Annotated in this window: 13 protein-coding genes, 1 tRNA gene and 1 other RNA gene; 3 read left to right on the top strand and 12 right to left on the bottom strand. The window is 60.8% G+C overall.

Annotation, left to right across the window (positions count from 1 at the left end):
- Positions 1 to 9 precede the first annotated feature (9 nt).
- From EGO55_RS15315 to EGO55_RS15305, 3 genes are all read right to left on the bottom strand, one after another.
- The gene (locus EGO55_RS15315; RefSeq protein WP_021688504.1) at positions 10 to 498 is read right to left on the bottom strand and encodes a VOC family protein; all 489 of its coding nucleotides are present in this window, start codon (positions 496 to 498) and stop codon (positions 10 to 12) included.
- A gap of 22 nt (positions 499 to 520) precedes the next feature.
- Positions 521 to 1,441 (bottom strand): NAD-dependent epimerase/dehydratase family protein, encoded by a 921-nt coding sequence (locus EGO55_RS15310; protein WP_052023576.1) that lies wholly within the window; start codon positions 1,439 to 1,441, stop codon positions 521 to 523.
- Positions 1,442 to 1,874: 433 nt separating this feature from the next.
- Positions 1,875 to 1,960 (bottom strand) — tRNA-Tyr (locus tag EGO55_RS15305).
- 151 nt (positions 1,961 to 2,111) lie between these two features.
- Between EGO55_RS15305 and rlmB the strand changes: the two genes are divergently transcribed.
- Both rlmB and EGO55_RS15295 read left to right on the top strand, forming a co-directional pair.
- The gene (gene rlmB / locus EGO55_RS15300) at positions 2,112 to 2,912 is read left to right on the top strand and encodes a 23S rRNA (guanosine(2251)-2'-O)-methyltransferase RlmB (protein WP_021688506.1); all 801 of its coding nucleotides are present in this window, start codon (positions 2,112 to 2,114) and stop codon (positions 2,910 to 2,912) included.
- Positions 2,909 to 3,769: a hypothetical protein gene (locus tag EGO55_RS15295; RefSeq protein ID WP_021688507.1), complete on the top strand. Its 861-nt coding sequence runs from the start codon at positions 2,909 to 2,911 to the stop codon at positions 3,767 to 3,769. The genes rlmB and EGO55_RS15295 overlap by 4 nt, the downstream gene beginning before the upstream one ends.
- Before the next feature lie 166 nt (positions 3,770 to 3,935).
- Here EGO55_RS15295 and EGO55_RS15290 read toward each other — a convergent pair whose 3' ends face one another.
- The 9 genes from EGO55_RS15290 to EGO55_RS15250 form a co-directional block, all read right to left on the bottom strand.
- Positions 3,936 to 4,208, bottom strand: coding sequence for an HU family DNA-binding protein (locus EGO55_RS15290; protein ID WP_021688508.1), 273 nt, complete (start codon positions 4,206 to 4,208; stop codon positions 3,936 to 3,938).
- Positions 4,209 to 4,444: 236 nt separating this feature from the next.
- The gene (lon, locus tag EGO55_RS15285) at positions 4,445 to 6,838 is read right to left on the bottom strand and encodes an endopeptidase La (protein ID WP_040714621.1); all 2,394 of its coding nucleotides are present in this window, start codon (positions 6,836 to 6,838) and stop codon (positions 4,445 to 4,447) included.
- 210 nt (positions 6,839 to 7,048) lie between these two features.
- Positions 7,049 to 8,110 (bottom strand): choice-of-anchor A family protein, encoded by a 1,062-nt coding sequence (locus EGO55_RS15280; RefSeq protein WP_021688510.1) that lies wholly within the window; start codon positions 8,108 to 8,110, stop codon positions 7,049 to 7,051.
- A gap of 226 nt (positions 8,111 to 8,336) precedes the next feature.
- Positions 8,337 to 8,678 carry a YbaB/EbfC family nucleoid-associated protein gene (locus tag EGO55_RS15275; protein ID WP_040714624.1) on the bottom strand — a complete coding sequence of 114 codons (342 nt, stop codon included), beginning with the start codon at positions 8,676 to 8,678 and terminating at the stop codon, positions 8,337 to 8,339.
- Positions 8,679 to 8,688: 10 nt separating this feature from the next.
- Positions 8,689 to 10,584, bottom strand: a complete 1,896-nt coding sequence (locus EGO55_RS15270; protein WP_021688512.1) for a DNA polymerase III subunit gamma/tau — start codon at positions 10,582 to 10,584, stop codon at positions 8,689 to 8,691.
- Positions 10,585 to 10,670: 86 nt separating this feature from the next.
- An RNA gene (gene ffs / locus EGO55_RS15265) (signal recognition particle sRNA small type) lies at positions 10,671 to 10,765 on the bottom strand.
- A 183-nt stretch (positions 10,766 to 10,948) separates the two neighbouring features.
- Positions 10,949 to 11,227 (bottom strand): ETC complex I subunit, encoded by a 279-nt coding sequence (locus EGO55_RS15260; RefSeq protein ID WP_021688513.1) that lies wholly within the window; start codon positions 11,225 to 11,227, stop codon positions 10,949 to 10,951.
- Positions 11,228 to 11,283: 56 nt separating this feature from the next.
- Positions 11,284 to 13,713, bottom strand: coding sequence for an ATP-dependent helicase HrpB (hrpB, locus tag EGO55_RS15255; RefSeq protein WP_021688514.1), 2,430 nt, complete (start codon positions 13,711 to 13,713; stop codon positions 11,284 to 11,286).
- A gap of 109 nt (positions 13,714 to 13,822) precedes the next feature.
- The gene (locus EGO55_RS15250; protein WP_021688515.1) at positions 13,823 to 14,833 is read right to left on the bottom strand and encodes a polyprenyl synthetase family protein; all 1,011 of its coding nucleotides are present in this window, start codon (positions 14,831 to 14,833) and stop codon (positions 13,823 to 13,825) included.
- A 65-nt stretch (positions 14,834 to 14,898) separates the two neighbouring features.
- On the opposite strand from EGO55_RS15250, the gene EGO55_RS15245 reads away from it, so the two are divergent.
- Entirely contained in the window at positions 14,899 to 15,198 is a 300-nt protein-coding gene (locus EGO55_RS15245; protein WP_021688516.1) for a chorismate mutase, read from the top strand.
- Positions 15,199 to 15,210 lie beyond the last annotated feature (12 nt).

Genomic DNA, 15,210 nt, shown 5'->3' with positions numbered 1-15,210 from the left:
ATTGTTTTGTTATTCTACAGGTATGTACTCCAGAAGTTGGATCATCGCCCCCCCAGGCATTTCATCCGTATTGAGATAGACCTCGTGAATTCTGGTCTTCTTCCCATCCTTTATTCCGACAAACTGGTAATCGATGACCGGCTCAATGCCTTCGGCCTTCAGCTTTTCGAGAACGGCCTGCGTGTCTTCGACCAGGAAGCAGAGGTGCTGAAGCCCTTCGCCGTGGCGTTTAAGAAAACGCGTATGGGTCGTCTCGCCTTTGGTGACCTCAACGATCTCGATGAAGAGATTATCGTAAAATGCGAGCGCTGCCCTGAACGACGGCTTCGCAGGTTGCCCATCCACCAGATAATAGTCGGCCACTTCGCCCATTTCATAATCTTCGATATGAAATGGGCCGATTCCAAAGACGCGCTCGTAGAAAGCGGCTGCTTTGTCGACATCCTCAACAGCGATGCCGATGTGAGAAACAGGACCCAATTTAACAATAGAATCCATGACTATCTCCATTGTTGAAGCATCAACTCAATACAATTCCATCCTGCAATCGCGCCTGAAGCATGCGATCGATCCCATCGCGCCAATCCACTTTCGTTTCACCGATCAGCGCGTGCATAAGGGTGGTGTCGATCGCCAGTGAGCCAAACGCGTTCGCCTGCTCCTCGAATATGGGAACAAGGCCAGTGCGCTCTCCGATATGCGCGCACCACTCTTCCAATGCGACCATTTGGGATCCACCCAGATTGGTCGTCATCGCATCGCAGGAAGCGGCACCCAGCAGATAGGGCATTTTCTCGATATAGTCGTCGACGTGCAGCGGATTATAGAAATTGGGTCTTTCCGGATGCACCGTGATCGGTTGGTGATTTTGCATCGCCAGCAGGTGGAAGTACGGCCACCCGCCATCGTCACCATAGGGCACACTCATGCGCGCGATGATCGCAGGCAGATCGAAGGCAGCGGCGGCAAAGCGCACAACGCATTCTGCAGCGATCTTTGCAATCGAGTACGTGGGGAACATCGCACGGTGATTGTCGCCCAGCGCATCGTTTTCTTTGCGTGGACGATGCCCCTCGTACGCATAAACCCCGGTGGTCGAAATATGGAGAAAAGCGCGGGCATTCCGGACCTTCGCCATAAGGTGGCCGACGCCTTCGGCATTATCGCGAAGGTCCCGCTCAAAATCACCCGATTTGGCGACCGCAGCATTGATCACAAACTCGACGTCCGGCAGCGCAGACAAACTTTCCGGATGCGACAGATCGATACGCACAGGAATGGCTCCCAGCGCCGCGATGGCATCATGGTCTTCCTGCTTGCCGTAACGCGCCGCCGCGAAGACTTGCGCCGTGGCGGCGTATGCGCTGACCAGAGGCCTTGCGAACTGTCCGGTGGCACCAGTGATCAGGATACGCGACCCTTCGATTGGTGCCCTGTTCATCACCGCAACGTCCTCTCCCCAGCCCATGCACCCAAATTCCGAAGCCTGATTGTATTTATAGCAAATAACATAAATTGGTCAATTATAATTTCAATATGGTCATTTTTGTGATTGCCAAACTCCATATCGCCATCTGCGACCCACCGTGATCGTCGATCTCGATGCGTCGCGGCGCCCCTCGAAGCGGTGGAAGAGCAGAAATTGCACCGAAACGCTGCGCGTTCTGATTGAACGGGGCAACGCGAGACAGGCATGGTTTAACCCGCATGCGCCCCAAGCGGCCCGCGGATCACATCGAAGGGGGGTATGAACCCACGACCCCCAACCCAGCGCGATTGGAGAAGACAGGCGACAGGCGCAGACGAGTCTGCACAGGCGGACCATCCCGGACAGGATATCCAAGGAGTTTTGTGAAATCTTACCGAAAGTCTGGTGGTGGACAGGGCTGGATTCGAACCAGCGTACGCTTGCACGGGCAGATTTACAGTCTGCTGCCTTTAACCACTCGGCCACCTGTCCACACCAGTGTCGGCTGCGGGAGAACCCGCTGTCTTGGTGGGCCCACAATGGGGCCTTCCGACCGAGAGGCGTCCCAATGGCGAAGCGATGCTTGCCTGTCAATGGGGGGGGTGGCAGGAGGCACACGAAAGTTTTCCTACAGGGAGTTATCATGAACACTAACGGGCCCAGACGTGCCCTTCGCGGGCGCGCAGGACGGATGCAGGGCGGACGGGGTTCCGGCCGTGGAAGCAAGGGCGCGGTACGCCTGTGGGGGCGCCACGCCGTCGAAGCCGCGCTGATGAATCCCGAACGCCAGCACCGCAAGCTGTGGGCGACACGTGAGGGAATCGATTCCCTGTGCGGCGATCTGCCCGAAGATTTCCCCGTGGAATACGCACAGGCGCAGGATCTGGCCCGTCTGGTCGCGCGCGATGCGCCACACCAGGGACTCGTTCTCGAATGCGATCCCCTGCCCGATTTGCATCTGGACGATGTCCTGGACAGCGAATCCCGGCGCCCTATCGTTGTCCTCGATCAGGTAACCGATCCGCATAACGTGGGCGCAATCATGCGTTCGGCCGCAGCATTCGATGCCTGCGCAATTGTGACGCAGGATCGCCATGCCCCGCCCGAATCGGGTGTGGTTGCCAAGTCGGCATCGGGCGCGCTGGAGGTGGTCCCCTGGATTCGCGTGGTCAATCTCGCCCGGGCGCTCGAACAGATGGCCGATGCGGGTTACTGGCGAATCGGTCTTGCTGGCGAAGCGAAGGCAACGCTGGCACAGGCGCTGTCGACCGGGCCGATCGCTCTCGTGCTGGGCGCGGAAGGCGAAGGCATGCGGCACAATATCGCCGAACATTGCGATGCGCTGGCGCGACTGCCGATCAGCGCCGCCATGGAAAGCCTGAACGTTTCCAACGCAGCAGCAATCGCGCTCTACGCAATCGCCACACATGAGGATTCCGAATGACAACCCTTCCCACAACCTGGATTCGTCGCGCGGGTGCGGCGCTGCTGGCCTGCGGTCTCGCCGCATTGCTGTCAGCCTGCTTCATCACGCCGGGCAAGTTCGTCTCAACGCTCGATATCCGTAAGGATGGGCATTTCACCTATACCTACAAGGGCGAAATCTTCATGCTCGCCTTCGCGGCGCTGGATGAAGCGGACAAGGACGAGGAATTCACGCCTTCAACCTGTTACAACGATGACAGCTCTGAAGAACGCGATTGTTCCAAGCAGGAACTGGCACAGCAACGCAAGGACTGGGACGAAGCGGCCACCGATCGCGCAGCCCGGCGCAAGCGTGAAGCGGATGAGATGCGCGCGTTTCTGGGTGGAATCGACCCCAATGATCCGCAGGCTCCTGAAAAGTTCGCCGAGAAGCTGCGTCGCCAGACAGGCTGGAACAATGTGGTTCACAAAGGCGCGGGGCTGTTCGATGTCGATTATTCGGTTCAGGGCAAGCTGACCTACGATTTCGCGTTCCCCACGATGGAACAGGTCACCAACAGCAATCCCTTCCTCCAGTTGGCCTCGCGGAAAGACGGCACGGTACGGATGGATGCGCCCGCTTTTGGCGGCTCGGCTTCCGATCCCCTGCGGATGGCGGCGCTTGGCAAGGGACTGGGCGATTCCAGCAGCAGCGACGATCTGCCCAATATGCCCAAGATGTCGGGCACGTTCACGCTGACAACCGATGCGACCATTCTGTCGAACAACACCGATGATGGGCCGCAGGCTGATCCTGCCGGCAAGAAAATGCAGTGGGCAGTTGGCGGTGCCGAAACACGCGCGGCCCCGATGGCCCTGATCCAGCTACAGCGTTAAAGCCATGCCGGGGTGCGTCATGCGGCGCATCCCGGCATGATTGCCTGCCCCATCCGGGGTTGCGAGGTCGCAGAACGGATCAGGGCACGAAAAAGCCGTGTGTAGCGGGGGCTACACACGGCTTTTGTTTTCGGGCCGCGAGGCGCGGCGGCCAATAAACCGTATCTTAGTTGACGGCGTCCTTCAGGCCCTTGCCGGCCTTGAATTTCGGCTGCGTCGAAGCCTTGATGGTCATCGCTTCACCGGTGCGCGGGTTACGGCCGGTCGAAGCCTTACGCTTTGCGGTCGAGAAGGTTCCGAAACCGACCAGGCGCACTTCGTCGCCCTTCGCCAGTGCGGCGCTGATCGCATCGAACACACCTTCAACGGCCTTGGTCGCATCACTACGGGAAAGGCCGCTGGAATCGGCAACGGCGCTGATGAGATCGTTTTTGTTCATGGTTTTTAAAACCCCCTACCTAAGAGTCATTTGTGAACGTTGAAGCGCCTCTCCAACGGGGCCGGAATTGAGCGGGTTTTATGCGCGCTGTCAAAGGCAAAAACGGCGTAAAAGTGCGCTTTTCAACCGATTGAGTACTATTTTCGACGAACTGAACATCCCGAAACGCGAATGCTGCACTGCGGAAGCGTGCGTGCCCCCGCAGTGCAGCTCCGATTCGCCGCAATGCAGCAGAATCAGTGGGCTGTCTGCGAAGCGGCCCCTCCAGCCGGTGCCGCACCCGGCTGACTGGCCAGATCGTCGTCTTCGGTCCATTCGATCGCAACCAGTTTTTCGGTCAGCGCGCGCTCCAGAACCTCATCCACATGAGACACCGGAAGAATTTCCAGACCCTGTTTTACATTGTCCGGAATCTCGACCAGATCCTTCACGTTTTCTTCGGGGATAAGCACAGTTTTTATCCCGCCACGCAGGGCGGCCAGCAGCTTCTCCTTAAGCCCGCCAATCGCCAGCACACGACCACGCAAAGTAACTTCACCCGTCATGGCAACGTCTGGGCGAACCGGAATACCCGTCAAAGTCGACACGATCGAGGTCACCATGCCGATGCCGGCGCTGGGGCCATCCTTGGGCACTGCGCCTTCGGGCAAGTGAATATGGATATTGCGGCGCTGGAACAGCGACGGCTTGATCCCGTAAGCCGGTGCCCGCGCCTTCACGAAGCTGAACGCCGTCTGGATCGACTCGTTCATCACTTCGCCGAGCTTGCCCGTCGTACGAATTTCGCCCTTGCCCGGCGTGGTCACGCTTTCGATGGTCAGCAGGTCGCCGCCCACCTCGGTCCAGGCCAGACCGGTCACTGCCCCGACCTGGGCCTCTTCGTCAGACATGCCGTGGCGGAATTTGCGCACACCGGCATAGTCACCAAGATTGTCCGGCGTAATCGTGATCGCTTCGGCCTTGCCTTCAAGGATCTTGCGCAGAACCTTGCGGGCCAGCCGGGCGATTTCCCGCTCCAGCGTACGCACGCCCGCCTCGCGGGTGTAGTAACGGATCAAATCGCGCAAACCGTCTTCGGTCAGCGTGAATTCCCCCTTGCGCAGACCATGCTGTTTGACCTGCTTGGGCACGAGATGCCGCTGGGCGATCTCGAGCTTTTCGTCTTCCGTATAGCCTTCGAGCCGGATGATCTCCATGCGATCAAGCAAGGGCTGCGGCAGATTGAGGCTGTTGGCCGTCGTCACGAACATGATGTCCGACAGGTCGTAATCCAGTTCCAGATAGTGGTCCTGGAACTTGGCGTTCTGTTCCGGATCGAGCACCTCTAGCAGGGCCGAAGCTGGATCGCCGCGGAAATCCTGGCCCAGCTTGTCGATCTCGTCGAGCAGGAACAGCGGGTTGGATGTCCCGGCCTTGCGCAGATTGGTCACGATCTTGCCCGGCAGCGAACCGATATAGGTCCGCCGGTGGCCGCGGATTTCCGCTTCATCGCGCACGCCGCCCAGCGACTGGCGAATAAATTCGCGCCCGGTCGCCTTGGCGATCGACTTGCCAAGGCTGGTCTTGCCCACACCCGGAGGGCCAACAAGGCACAGGATCGGCCCCTTCAGCTTGTTGGTGCGCGCCTGGACCGCGAGATATTCGACAATCCGTTCTTTCACCTTATCCAGCGCATAGTGATCCTCATCGAGGATCGCCTGCGCTTTCGCGATATCCTTTTTCAGGCGGCTCTTCTTGCCCCAGGGCAGACCGAGCAGAACATCCAGATAATTGCGGATCACGGTTGCTTCCGCGCTCATCGGCTGCATGGTCTTCAGTTTCTTGAGTTCGGCCGTGGCCTTCGCCTTGGCTTCTTCAGAAAGCGGGAGTGAATCGATCTTTTCCTGCAGTTCGGCGACTTCGTCGGCTTCGCCATCGTCACCGCCGCCCAGTTCGGACTGGATCGCCTTCAACTGTTCGTTGAGGTAATATTCACGCTGGGTCTTTTCCATCTGCCGCTTCACACGGCCACGGATCTTGCGCTCCACCTGAAGGACCGAAAGTTCGCCTTCCATAAAGGAATAGACCATTTCCAGCCGCTTGAACGGATCGCGTTCGGTCAACAGGGCCTGCTTGTCCGACACTTTCGCATTCAGATTGGCCGCAATCGTGTCGGCCAGACGCGCAGCATCCTCGATCTCGACAAGCTGCTCACCCAGATCTTCCGGAAGCTTCTTGTTGAGTTTCGCGTATTCGCCGAACTGGTCGACGACACTGCGCATCATGGCGGACACTTCCGTACCTTCCGCGGCATCGGAATCCAGTTGTTCCACCTGGGCCACGACAAAGCCCTTTTCCTCCCGCATGGAGGCCAGCCGGGCGCGGCTGTGCCCTTCGACCAGCACACGCACGGTGCCGTCGGGCAGTTTCAGCAGCTGCAAGACCTGTGCAACCACGCCGATATCGTAAAGATCATCATTGCCCGGATCATCACAACCCGGGTCGAGCTGGGCCACAAGGAAGATTTCCTTATCGCCCTGCATCACTTCTTCCAGCGCGGCGACGGATTTTTCGCGTCCAACGAACAGCGGAACAACCATGCCCGGGAAGACGACAATGTCACGCAGAGGAAGGAGAGGGTAAAGCTTCATAGGCTCACAAATCCAGACTCGATTGGCGCTCGGCGCCATGAAGGGGAGGATTCCCCTGATTTCGAGCGAATATGGGGAGCCTCTCCACGCCGTGCAATGGGTGGGGTTTCTTCACCTGTGGATGGGTTGACCGAGGCTGGCCCACAGGCGCAACGCCTGTCCGGAAAACGAAGTGGTGTCCGGTTATTAGAAGGGCCAGCAGCCCGTGTATCAGGCTGCCGCGCGGCGACGGCGCCAGAAGATCAGTCCGCCCAGCGCCAATATCATCATGGCCAGCATACCCGGCTCGGGAACTTCGGTGCCCCCCGAACTCGCCCCCCCGGTCGATTCCCCCGGCGTGGTCGATGGCGGAATGTAGCCCCCCTGATAGGTACCAGCCTGCATTTTCCCGTCCTGGTTCAAATTCCCGAACACCGCCGACCCATTGATCGCATTGGAGGTCGAGGCATTGGCATTCGGGGCCAGCACACTGCCCCCCCAGGCCGTGGTCAGGGACAGGTTCTGCGCATCGGGGAAATTCCAGATCACCTTCTCACCCAGACCATTGGTGCCGCCCAGAAAATTGTCGTTCAGGTTGATCTTGTTACCGCTGACGTTGACGATCACCGTCTCCGCCCCATTCAAATTGAACTGGATTTCACCGATGCTGTTCAGCTGATCCGACGTGATATTGAACACCGCCATGCCATCGGCACCGGGCTGCGCGGTAAAGGTACCGCGGTTGCCGGAAATCTCCAGTTGGCTGGTGGCGGCCAGCGTGCTCATCTCGTGCGAGAGATTGATCATGCTGGTGGTCAGCAGGCTCTTGTCCTGCTGCAGATCTTGCAGGAATCCCGGGTTGGACGCGGCCAGACCGGAATTGACGGTGTTCTGATTGACGTTCGTATTGGCAATCGATCCGCCCACCTGCACCGTTTGCGGGTTGCCGTTGAGATTGAAACCGCTGTTTACGTTGCCACCGATAATCGCGCCCGAACCATTGTTGAGATTCTTGGTTCCCCCGTTGACGTTACCGACCACGATCAGACCCGGCTGCGCATTGGATGACGCCGCCACCGGCGCCGTGTTGTAGTTCGAGGAATTGCCCGTCAGGTTCCCGCCCACGAAAGTCCGCCCTTCCACTTCCGAACTGGATGAAAGGTTGCCCAGAACGATCAGGTTCCACTCGGACAAGGCGTTGATACCCGATGGCGTATCGGCCTGCGCGGGAACCGTCAGTGCAAACGACGACAAGACCAGCATAGCGGCACGTGACGGGCGAATAACTTTCATACAAGCCTCGAACAACATTCATAAAAAGAAGGCGGCCCTTAGCCGCCCGGGCGCGATAGTTCATTCCTGAACTCGCGATAGTCCCAATTAGAGAAAATTCGGTAAACCGTTGTCGATTCAGCAAATATCGCTCCCGAAGCAACGGTTCATCAACCATGCCTCCGAAACGGCATACAGGCGCGCTATATCGCGCGCTTGCAGAGCAATGAGACGGTTGTGATCCGTGTCAGCCAAATCCGGGAAAGTTGAAGCCGGGGGGCAGGCCCAGACCTTGCTGCATCTTGCCCATTTCGTCGTTCGCCACCTGATCCGCCTTGGCACGCGCATCGTTGAACGCTGCGGTCACCAGATCTTCGAGAATATGCTTGTCTTCGCGAACGATCAGGCTGTCATCGATCGCAATACCGAGAATCCGGCCTTTGGCGCTGCAACGAATTTTGACCAGACCGCCACCCGATACGCCTTCGACTTCCAGCGAATCCAGTTTGGCCTGCGCGTCGTTCATCTGCTTCTGGATGGTTTCTGCAGCCTGCTGGGCAGCCTGGAGCATTTCTTCCATCGATTTCATCGTAATAACCTCAAGCTCTCTTGGTCCATTGACGGGTTTCGCCTTGACGATCCCCATCTTCCTTGACGATTTCCGCGTCGGGGAAAGCAGCCATGGCCGCCTCCACCAGCGGATCGCGCATCAGCGCCGCCTCATCCTCTGCCTTGCGGGCATCGCTCAACTCGCGAAGCGATGGCGCGCCCTCTCCAACACCTTGCTCAACTGTCCATTTGACACCGGTGGACTTGTAAAGCGCATCCCGCATTTCGGAAACCGGATCGACCGCAAGGCCGGGCACGAGCGAGAAAATCAGCTTGCCCGGCGCAAGATCGATAACCCGCACCCAATCACGCATCAATTGCGCGATCCGCAAGTGCCCGCCAATATCCACCTGATGGACGAGCGCATCCCAATCCAGCTTTGCCGCAGGCGGCGCAGAGGGCGCATCACCTTCCCCACCTGACGGCGTTGAGGAGGCCTGCACCGCCACACCCTGCGCGGCCAGTTCCTCCAGCTTCTTCACCAGAGAGCCCGGGTCAGGCAGATCGGCGGCGTGCAACATGCGCAGCAGCGCCATTTGCGCCGCAACCTGCGGATCGGGCGCCCCGCGCACCTCATCATGCCCCTTGAGCAGCAATTGCCACAGCCGGTGCAGTTGCGCCGCGCCCAGCTTCTCCGCCCAGTCTTCCAGCGCAGCGCGTTCTTCCGCCGTGGGTGCATCCGCACCGCTGCGGCCGATCTGCGCCACGGTAATGCGATGCACGAGATCCATCAGCGACCGCATCAATGCCAGCGGTTCGACCCCCAGGGCATATTGCCGGTCCATACCATCGAGCAGCGTTGCCGCATCGCCGCCGAGAATCGCCGCGAACAGATCGCGCTGCACGCTCTTGTCGGCAAGGCCCAGCATATCACGCACGCGTTCGGCGACGACATGGCCGCCGCTATCAAGGTCAGCATGGGCGATGGCCTGATCGAGAATGGACAGCCCATCGCGGACCGACCCTTCGGCGGCACCGGCAATCAGGTGCAGGGCCTCTGCCTCGGCTTCCACGCCTTCTTTGGCGCAAATACCGGCGAAGTGTTCCTGCAACATCCCCGTGGGGATACGCCGCAGATCGAACCGTTGGCACCGCGACAGGACAGTAACCGGCAGCTTGTCCACTTCGGTCGTGGCGAACAGGAATTTCACATGCGCGGGCGGTTCTTCCAGTGTTTTCAGCAAGGCGTTGAACGCATTGCGCGACAGCATGTGCACTTCGTCGATGATGTAGATCTTGTAGCGCGCACTAACCGCAGCGTAACGCACCGCTTCGATAATCTCGCGGACATCGTCAACGCCCGTATGGCTGGCCGCGTCCATTTCGATCACATCGATATGGCGCCCTTCGGCAATGGCCAGACACGGTTCACACTGCCCGCAAGGATCGATCGTGGGCCCGCCCTGCCCATCGGGGCCGATGCAATTCAGCGCTTTGGCAATAAGGCGCGCGGTCGAGGTTTTCCCGACCCCCCGCACACCGGTCATCAGGAAGGCATGCGCCAGCCGATCCCGTTCGATCGCATTGGCAAGCGTACGCACCATCGCTTCCTGCCCGATCAGTTCGGCGAAAGTCTGCGGGCGGTATTTGCGGGCCAGTACGCGATAAGGCTGCCCAGCCTGCGCTGAACTCTGTACCGGGCTGGCTGAAGGCGCGGCGAGACTGGCGGGTTGCGGAGGTATCGGCTGGGCCGGTTCCGGGGCAGCGACCGGCGCGGCCACGGTTTCGGGTGCGATTTCCGGCGCGGCTTCGGGTTCGTCTGACGGCGACGCGGCCGGCGGCGACGCGTCGAACATCGACCCCTGCCCCGCCTCTTCCAGTTCGGCCGCAGTCGGCTTCGTTTCGAGGGCGTCTTCGCCTTCGCGCTCTGGCTCGTCGCCAAACATGTCGAGTGAATCGCCCATCGCGCACAAGGTAGGGCCTCATGCCCCGCTTGTCAGGAGGAAAGGCCGATAAATCGGGTGCATGTTGGGGAAAAGGAGCCGAGCGACCCGCCGCAATCCGTTGTGGCTGCTTCCTTCCGGACCTGACCAGGTTCGCGAACGCAAACGTCCACCCGACTCCCGGTCGCGCATATGGCGGGGGATTTCACAGATTGCAAGACCTCCGCCTTGCCCGATGCGAAGGTCGCCGCACGAGGCGCCACTGCCACGCGCCGACTAACCCCGCACCCACCACAGGCGATACGGCGTTAAACTGGCAACCGCGCCGCACACAGTGCGGCAATGCAGATCGGGCGGCGGCTGCGCCTTACTTGAAATTGTCGGCGTAGGCCTGAATTTTCAGCCGTTTCGCCGGGCTCGCGTAAACCCGTGCGGTAATGCCGTACTTCGCGGCATAGGCCTGCGCGTCATCCTTGTTGGGGAAGCTCAGTTGCACCTGCACCTGGGTGTCGCCGCTACCGGCCCAGCCCATCAAGGGATCGGGCTTGCGTGCCTCAGCCGGGACGAATTCGAGAATCCACTGGTCGCAAAGCGCCTTGCCGGACTGCATGGCGTTTTTCGGGCGTTGATAGATGCGTGCAGACATAGCCCGCCACTGTCCCGAATCGCGGATAAAATCAAGTATTCTTGCCTGCCCCTGCGCTATCGCCGGGAATTATCGAACGCGTTTCTGGTCTTGAGGCTCGGCGCTTCGTTCCAGGGCTCATCCGGCCAGCGGTGTTTGGGGTAGCGCCCTTTCATATCCTTCACCACATCGCGCCAACTGCCCCGCCAGAACCCGGCCAAATCGCGTGTGGCCTGAATCGGCCGACCTGCCGGGGAGGTAAGCAGAAGCAGCAAGGGCGTTCCGCCGATAATTGGGTGCCGGTCGAGGCCAAACAGGGCCTGAACGCGAACTTCCACCGCAGGGCCGCCTTCATGTGCATAATCAATGGGATGATTTGTGCCCGCTGGACTGGTGAATTCGCGTGGGGCCAGCTTGTCGAGCCGTTGCCGATCATTCCAGTCTAGCCGCGCCAGCAAGGCATCCGTCAGCGCGGCCTTTGACAGATTGAGATCGCGGCGCCCTTGCAACAGGGGGGCCAGCCATTCGTCCGCATCGTCCGCCAGTCGCTCAGGCGAAAGGGCATCGAGCCCGGCGTATTGCGCACGCGCCATCAGGACCGGCGGCAGAAGGAGGGACAGCCGCTCTTTCGCCTTGCCCACCAGCAGGGCCGTTACAGCGGCCGCATCCGGTTTCCCATCCGGCCCGCTGGCCAGCGTGATCGCCCCCAGACGCCGTTCAAGCCGGGCCTCAACCCGCCCCTCACCCTCATTCCAGCGCAAAAGCGAACGACGCTCCATCCGTTCGCCCAGCCACTGGTCGACATCATCGTCGGAAAGCGCGATCCCCGCCATGATCCGTGCACCTTTGGCCTGTCCTTGTGCATCGCCGATCACCAGCCATTCCGCACTGGCGAGTGGCGATACCGGGTCGAGGATATAGCCCCGCCCCCCGGCAGACAGCCAGTTTTCGCCCGAGGGATCACGCCGCCGCGCGACATTGTCGGGCAGCGCCATGGCCAGAAGCACGCCCAAAGGCGGGGCTTCGCCAACGCCAGCGCCGATCATTTTCTGCGCGCGGCGGGCCCAGCCTTCCGCCAGTTTACGCGATGCCTGCGCCCGGGGGGAACGGTCGCCTTGCCAGCGGGCAAGGCGCTGGGCAAGGTCTTCGCCCCGTCCGCCAAGCCCGCGTTCCTGCATCAGCAAGGCCAGCCCAGCGGCATCTTGGGCCGCACGATGTTCCGCACCGAACAGCACCATCGCCGCCTGCGCCGGGTCCATCGGCAGGCTTGCGATCTGCCGCCCCCGTTCCGTTATGCGCCCGTCACGATCGAGCGCATCCAGCGCCTGCAGACGCCTTCGCGCTGCGGCCAGAGCGGCATCGGGCGGGCAATCGAGCCATGGCATGGCCTGCGGATCACCTGCCCCCCATTGCGCCAACGACAGCGTCAGCGGGGCGAGATCGACCGTGGTGATTTCCGGTGGATCGAATTCCGCGCGCCCGGCATGTGCGGCCTCTTCCCACAAACGATAGGCGACACCCGGCCCCTGCCGTGCCGCGCGGCCGGCGCGCTGGGCAGCCGCGGCGCGGCTGGCGCGCACGGTCACCAGATGGCTGACGCCTGCGGCAAGATCGAATTCCGCGCGCCGGGAAAGCCCGGCGTCGACCACCACCGAGACCCCATCCAGCGTCAGCGAAGTTTCCGCGATGGCCGTCGCCAGAACAAGCCGCCGTCGCCCCTGCGGATCGCGGCGGATCGCGGCGCGTTGCCCTGCAGGTTCCACCTGACCATGCAGGGGGAGGATCGGCACATCCGGCAACCGTTCGACAAGCCGTTCCTTCGTGCGCTCGATCTCCCGAACGCCCGGCAGGAACGCCAGAATATCACCCTCCTCATCGCGCCAGGCGGCAAGGATGGCGCTGGCCATCGCCTCCTCGGTGCGCTTGTCCGGCGATGCCCCGAGCCAACGTATCGCCAGCGGATAGGCTTTCCCCGCGCTCTCGATGACCGACGCGCCTTCGCCCAGCAGGCGGGCAAAGCGGGCCCCGTCGATGGTGGCGGACATCACGCAGATACGCAGATCGTCGCGCAGCACGGCCTGGCTTTCCAGCGCCAGCGCAAGGCCAAGATCGCTGTCGAGATGCCGTTCATGCGCTTCATCGAACAGCACCGCGCTCACCCCGCGCAATTCCGGATCATCACAGATCTGCGCTACGAAGATTGCCTCCGTCACCACCAGAATGCGGGTTTTCGCAGATCGTTTGCTATCGAGCCGGGTGAGATAACCCACCGTCTCTCCCGGTTTTTCGCCCAGCAGTTCCGCCATGCGTTCGGCGGCGGCACGCGCGGCAACGCGCCGTGGCGAAAGCAGGATGACGGTTCCGCTGCACCACGCCTCACCCAGCAGCGCCGGTGCGACGGCGGTGGTCTTGCCCGCACCCGGCGGGGCGATCAGCACGGCCGACGTCTGGTCACGCAGGGCGGTGAGCAGGTCCGGCAAAACGGCGTGAATAGGAAGATCGCTCATACCCGGCGCATTCCGTTCCCACACTCTGCCCGGGTCAGCATCGATCGGCCCCGACCCTCACTTTCGGGGCGTCCCCTGAGCGAAATGCAGGGGACACTGCGGCATCCGATCAATAACCCCGGCTAACGGCGAAGCGCGCGGCTTCCGTCATCGCGGCGCGCGCCTTGCCATCCGGGAAGATTGACAGGGCATCCACCGCGCGTTCCGCGAAATGGCGGGCACGTTCGCGCGTGGCGTTCACCGAGTCATGCTTGCGGATCAGTTCGATCGCATGGGCAAGGTCTTCATCTTCATTACGAAAACCGGCAATCGCTTCCTGCCAGAACCGGCGTTCCTCATCATTGCCGCGCGCATAGGCGAGAATAACCGGCAGGGTCATCTTGCCTTCACGGAAATCATCGCCCCGATCCTTGCCCATTTCCGCCGCATCGGAATCGTAATCGATGGCGTCGTCCACCAGCTGGAAAGCGATGCCAAGATTGCGGCCATAATCGTCCAGCGCGCGTTCTTCCGCTTCATCGCGTTCGGCCACGACGGCGGCGATCCGGCTGGCGGCCGCAAACAGAACCGCCGTCTTCGCACCAATGATGTGGAGATAACGGTCTTCGCTGGTTTCAATGACACGTTGCGAAACAAGCTGATCGACTTCGCCCTGCGCGATAATCGAGGATGCGCCTGCCAGGATTTTCAGAACCTTGAGGCTGCCGTCTTCGACCATGAGTTCGAACGCGCGGGAAAACAGGAAATCGCCAACCAGCACGGTTGCCGGGTTGCCGAACACCAGATTGGCGGCTTCCTTGCCACGGCGGGTTTCGGAACCATCGACGACATCGTCATGCAGCAATGTGGCGGTGTGAATAAATTCCACAGCGGCGGCCAGCTTGTGATGACGGGTGCCCTGATATCCCACCAGATCGGCCCCGGCGAGTGTCAGCATCGGCCGCATCCGTTTGCCACCACCCGAAATAAGGTGGCCTGCAAGTGCGGGAATCAGCGGAATTTCGCTCTGCATCCGGTCCAGAATCACGGTGTTCACCGCGTTCATGGCAGTGGCTGTCAGGGACAGAATCGGAGCCAGTGAAGGCTCCTTGCGTGGCAGGGGAACAACCTCGGCGCTCATGCACCGCGCCATGGGGCGGATGGCAGCGCTTGGCAAGTATCGATTGCGGCTGTAGCTAGCCTGCCATGACCCAGACGCCTGCCGAAGATCCCGTTCTCGCCTCATTCCGCAAAAGCATCGACAATATCGATGCCGCTCTGATTCACATGCTGGCGGAACGCTTCCGCATTACCAAGGCCGTGGGTGAGCATAAGGCCCGCACGCAATTGCCCCCCGCAGATCCGGGGCGCGAACAACGGCAGGTCGAACGCCTGCGTCGTCTGGCGGAAGAAGCCGATCTCGATCCGGAATTCAGCGAGAAGTTCCTGCGCTTCATCATCGATGAGGTGATCCGTCATCACGAACAGGCGAAAGCGGCCAAATAAGCCGCAACAACC

This window comes from Caenibius tardaugens NBRC 16725 (genome assembly GCF_003860345.1).
GTDB classification, from domain to species: Bacteria; Pseudomonadota; Alphaproteobacteria; order Sphingomonadales; family Sphingomonadaceae; genus Caenibius; species Caenibius tardaugens.
Note: the sequence above shows the minus strand (reverse complement) of the source record. Positions and strands in the feature narration are given on the sequence as shown.

Bases quoted from the DNA above. Each gene is read 5' to 3' on its own strand.
- EGO55_RS15315 (WP_021688504.1), bottom strand. From the start codon at position 498: ATGGATTCTATTGTTAAATTGGGTCCTGTTTCTCACATCGGCATCGCT.
- EGO55_RS15310 (WP_052023576.1), bottom strand. From the start codon at position 1,441: ATGAACAGGGCACCAATCGAAGGGTCGCGTATCCTGATCACTGGTGCC.
- rlmB (WP_021688506.1), top strand. From the start codon at position 2,112: ATGAACACTAACGGGCCCAGACGTGCCCTTCGCGGGCGCGCAGGACGG.
- EGO55_RS15295 (WP_021688507.1), top strand. From the start codon at position 2,909: ATGACAACCCTTCCCACAACCTGGATTCGTCGCGCGGGTGCGGCGCTG.
- EGO55_RS15290 (WP_021688508.1), bottom strand. From the start codon at position 4,208: ATGAACAAAAACGATCTCATCAGCGCCGTTGCCGATTCCAGCGGCCTT.
- lon (WP_040714621.1), bottom strand. From the start codon at position 6,838: ATGAAGCTTTACCCTCTCCTTCCTCTGCGTGACATTGTCGTCTTCCCG.
- EGO55_RS15280 (WP_021688510.1), bottom strand. From the start codon at position 8,110: ATGAAAGTTATTCGCCCGTCACGTGCCGCTATGCTGGTCTTGTCGTCG.
- EGO55_RS15275 (WP_040714624.1), bottom strand. From the start codon at position 8,678: ATGAAATCGATGGAAGAAATGCTCCAGGCTGCCCAGCAGGCTGCAGAA.
- EGO55_RS15270 (WP_021688512.1), bottom strand. From the start codon at position 10,584: ATGTTTGGCGACGAGCCAGAGCGCGAAGGCGAAGACGCCCTCGAAACG.
- EGO55_RS15260 (WP_021688513.1), bottom strand. From the start codon at position 11,227: ATGTCTGCACGCATCTATCAACGCCCGAAAAACGCCATGCAGTCCGGC.
- hrpB (WP_021688514.1), bottom strand. From the start codon at position 13,713: ATGAGCGATCTTCCTATTCACGCCGTTTTGCCGGACCTGCTCACCGCC.
- EGO55_RS15250 (WP_021688515.1), bottom strand. From the start codon at position 14,833: ATGAGCGCCGAGGTTGTTCCCCTGCCACGCAAGGAGCCTTCACTGGCT.
- EGO55_RS15245 (WP_021688516.1), top strand. From the start codon at position 14,899: ATGACCCAGACGCCTGCCGAAGATCCCGTTCTCGCCTCATTCCGCAAA.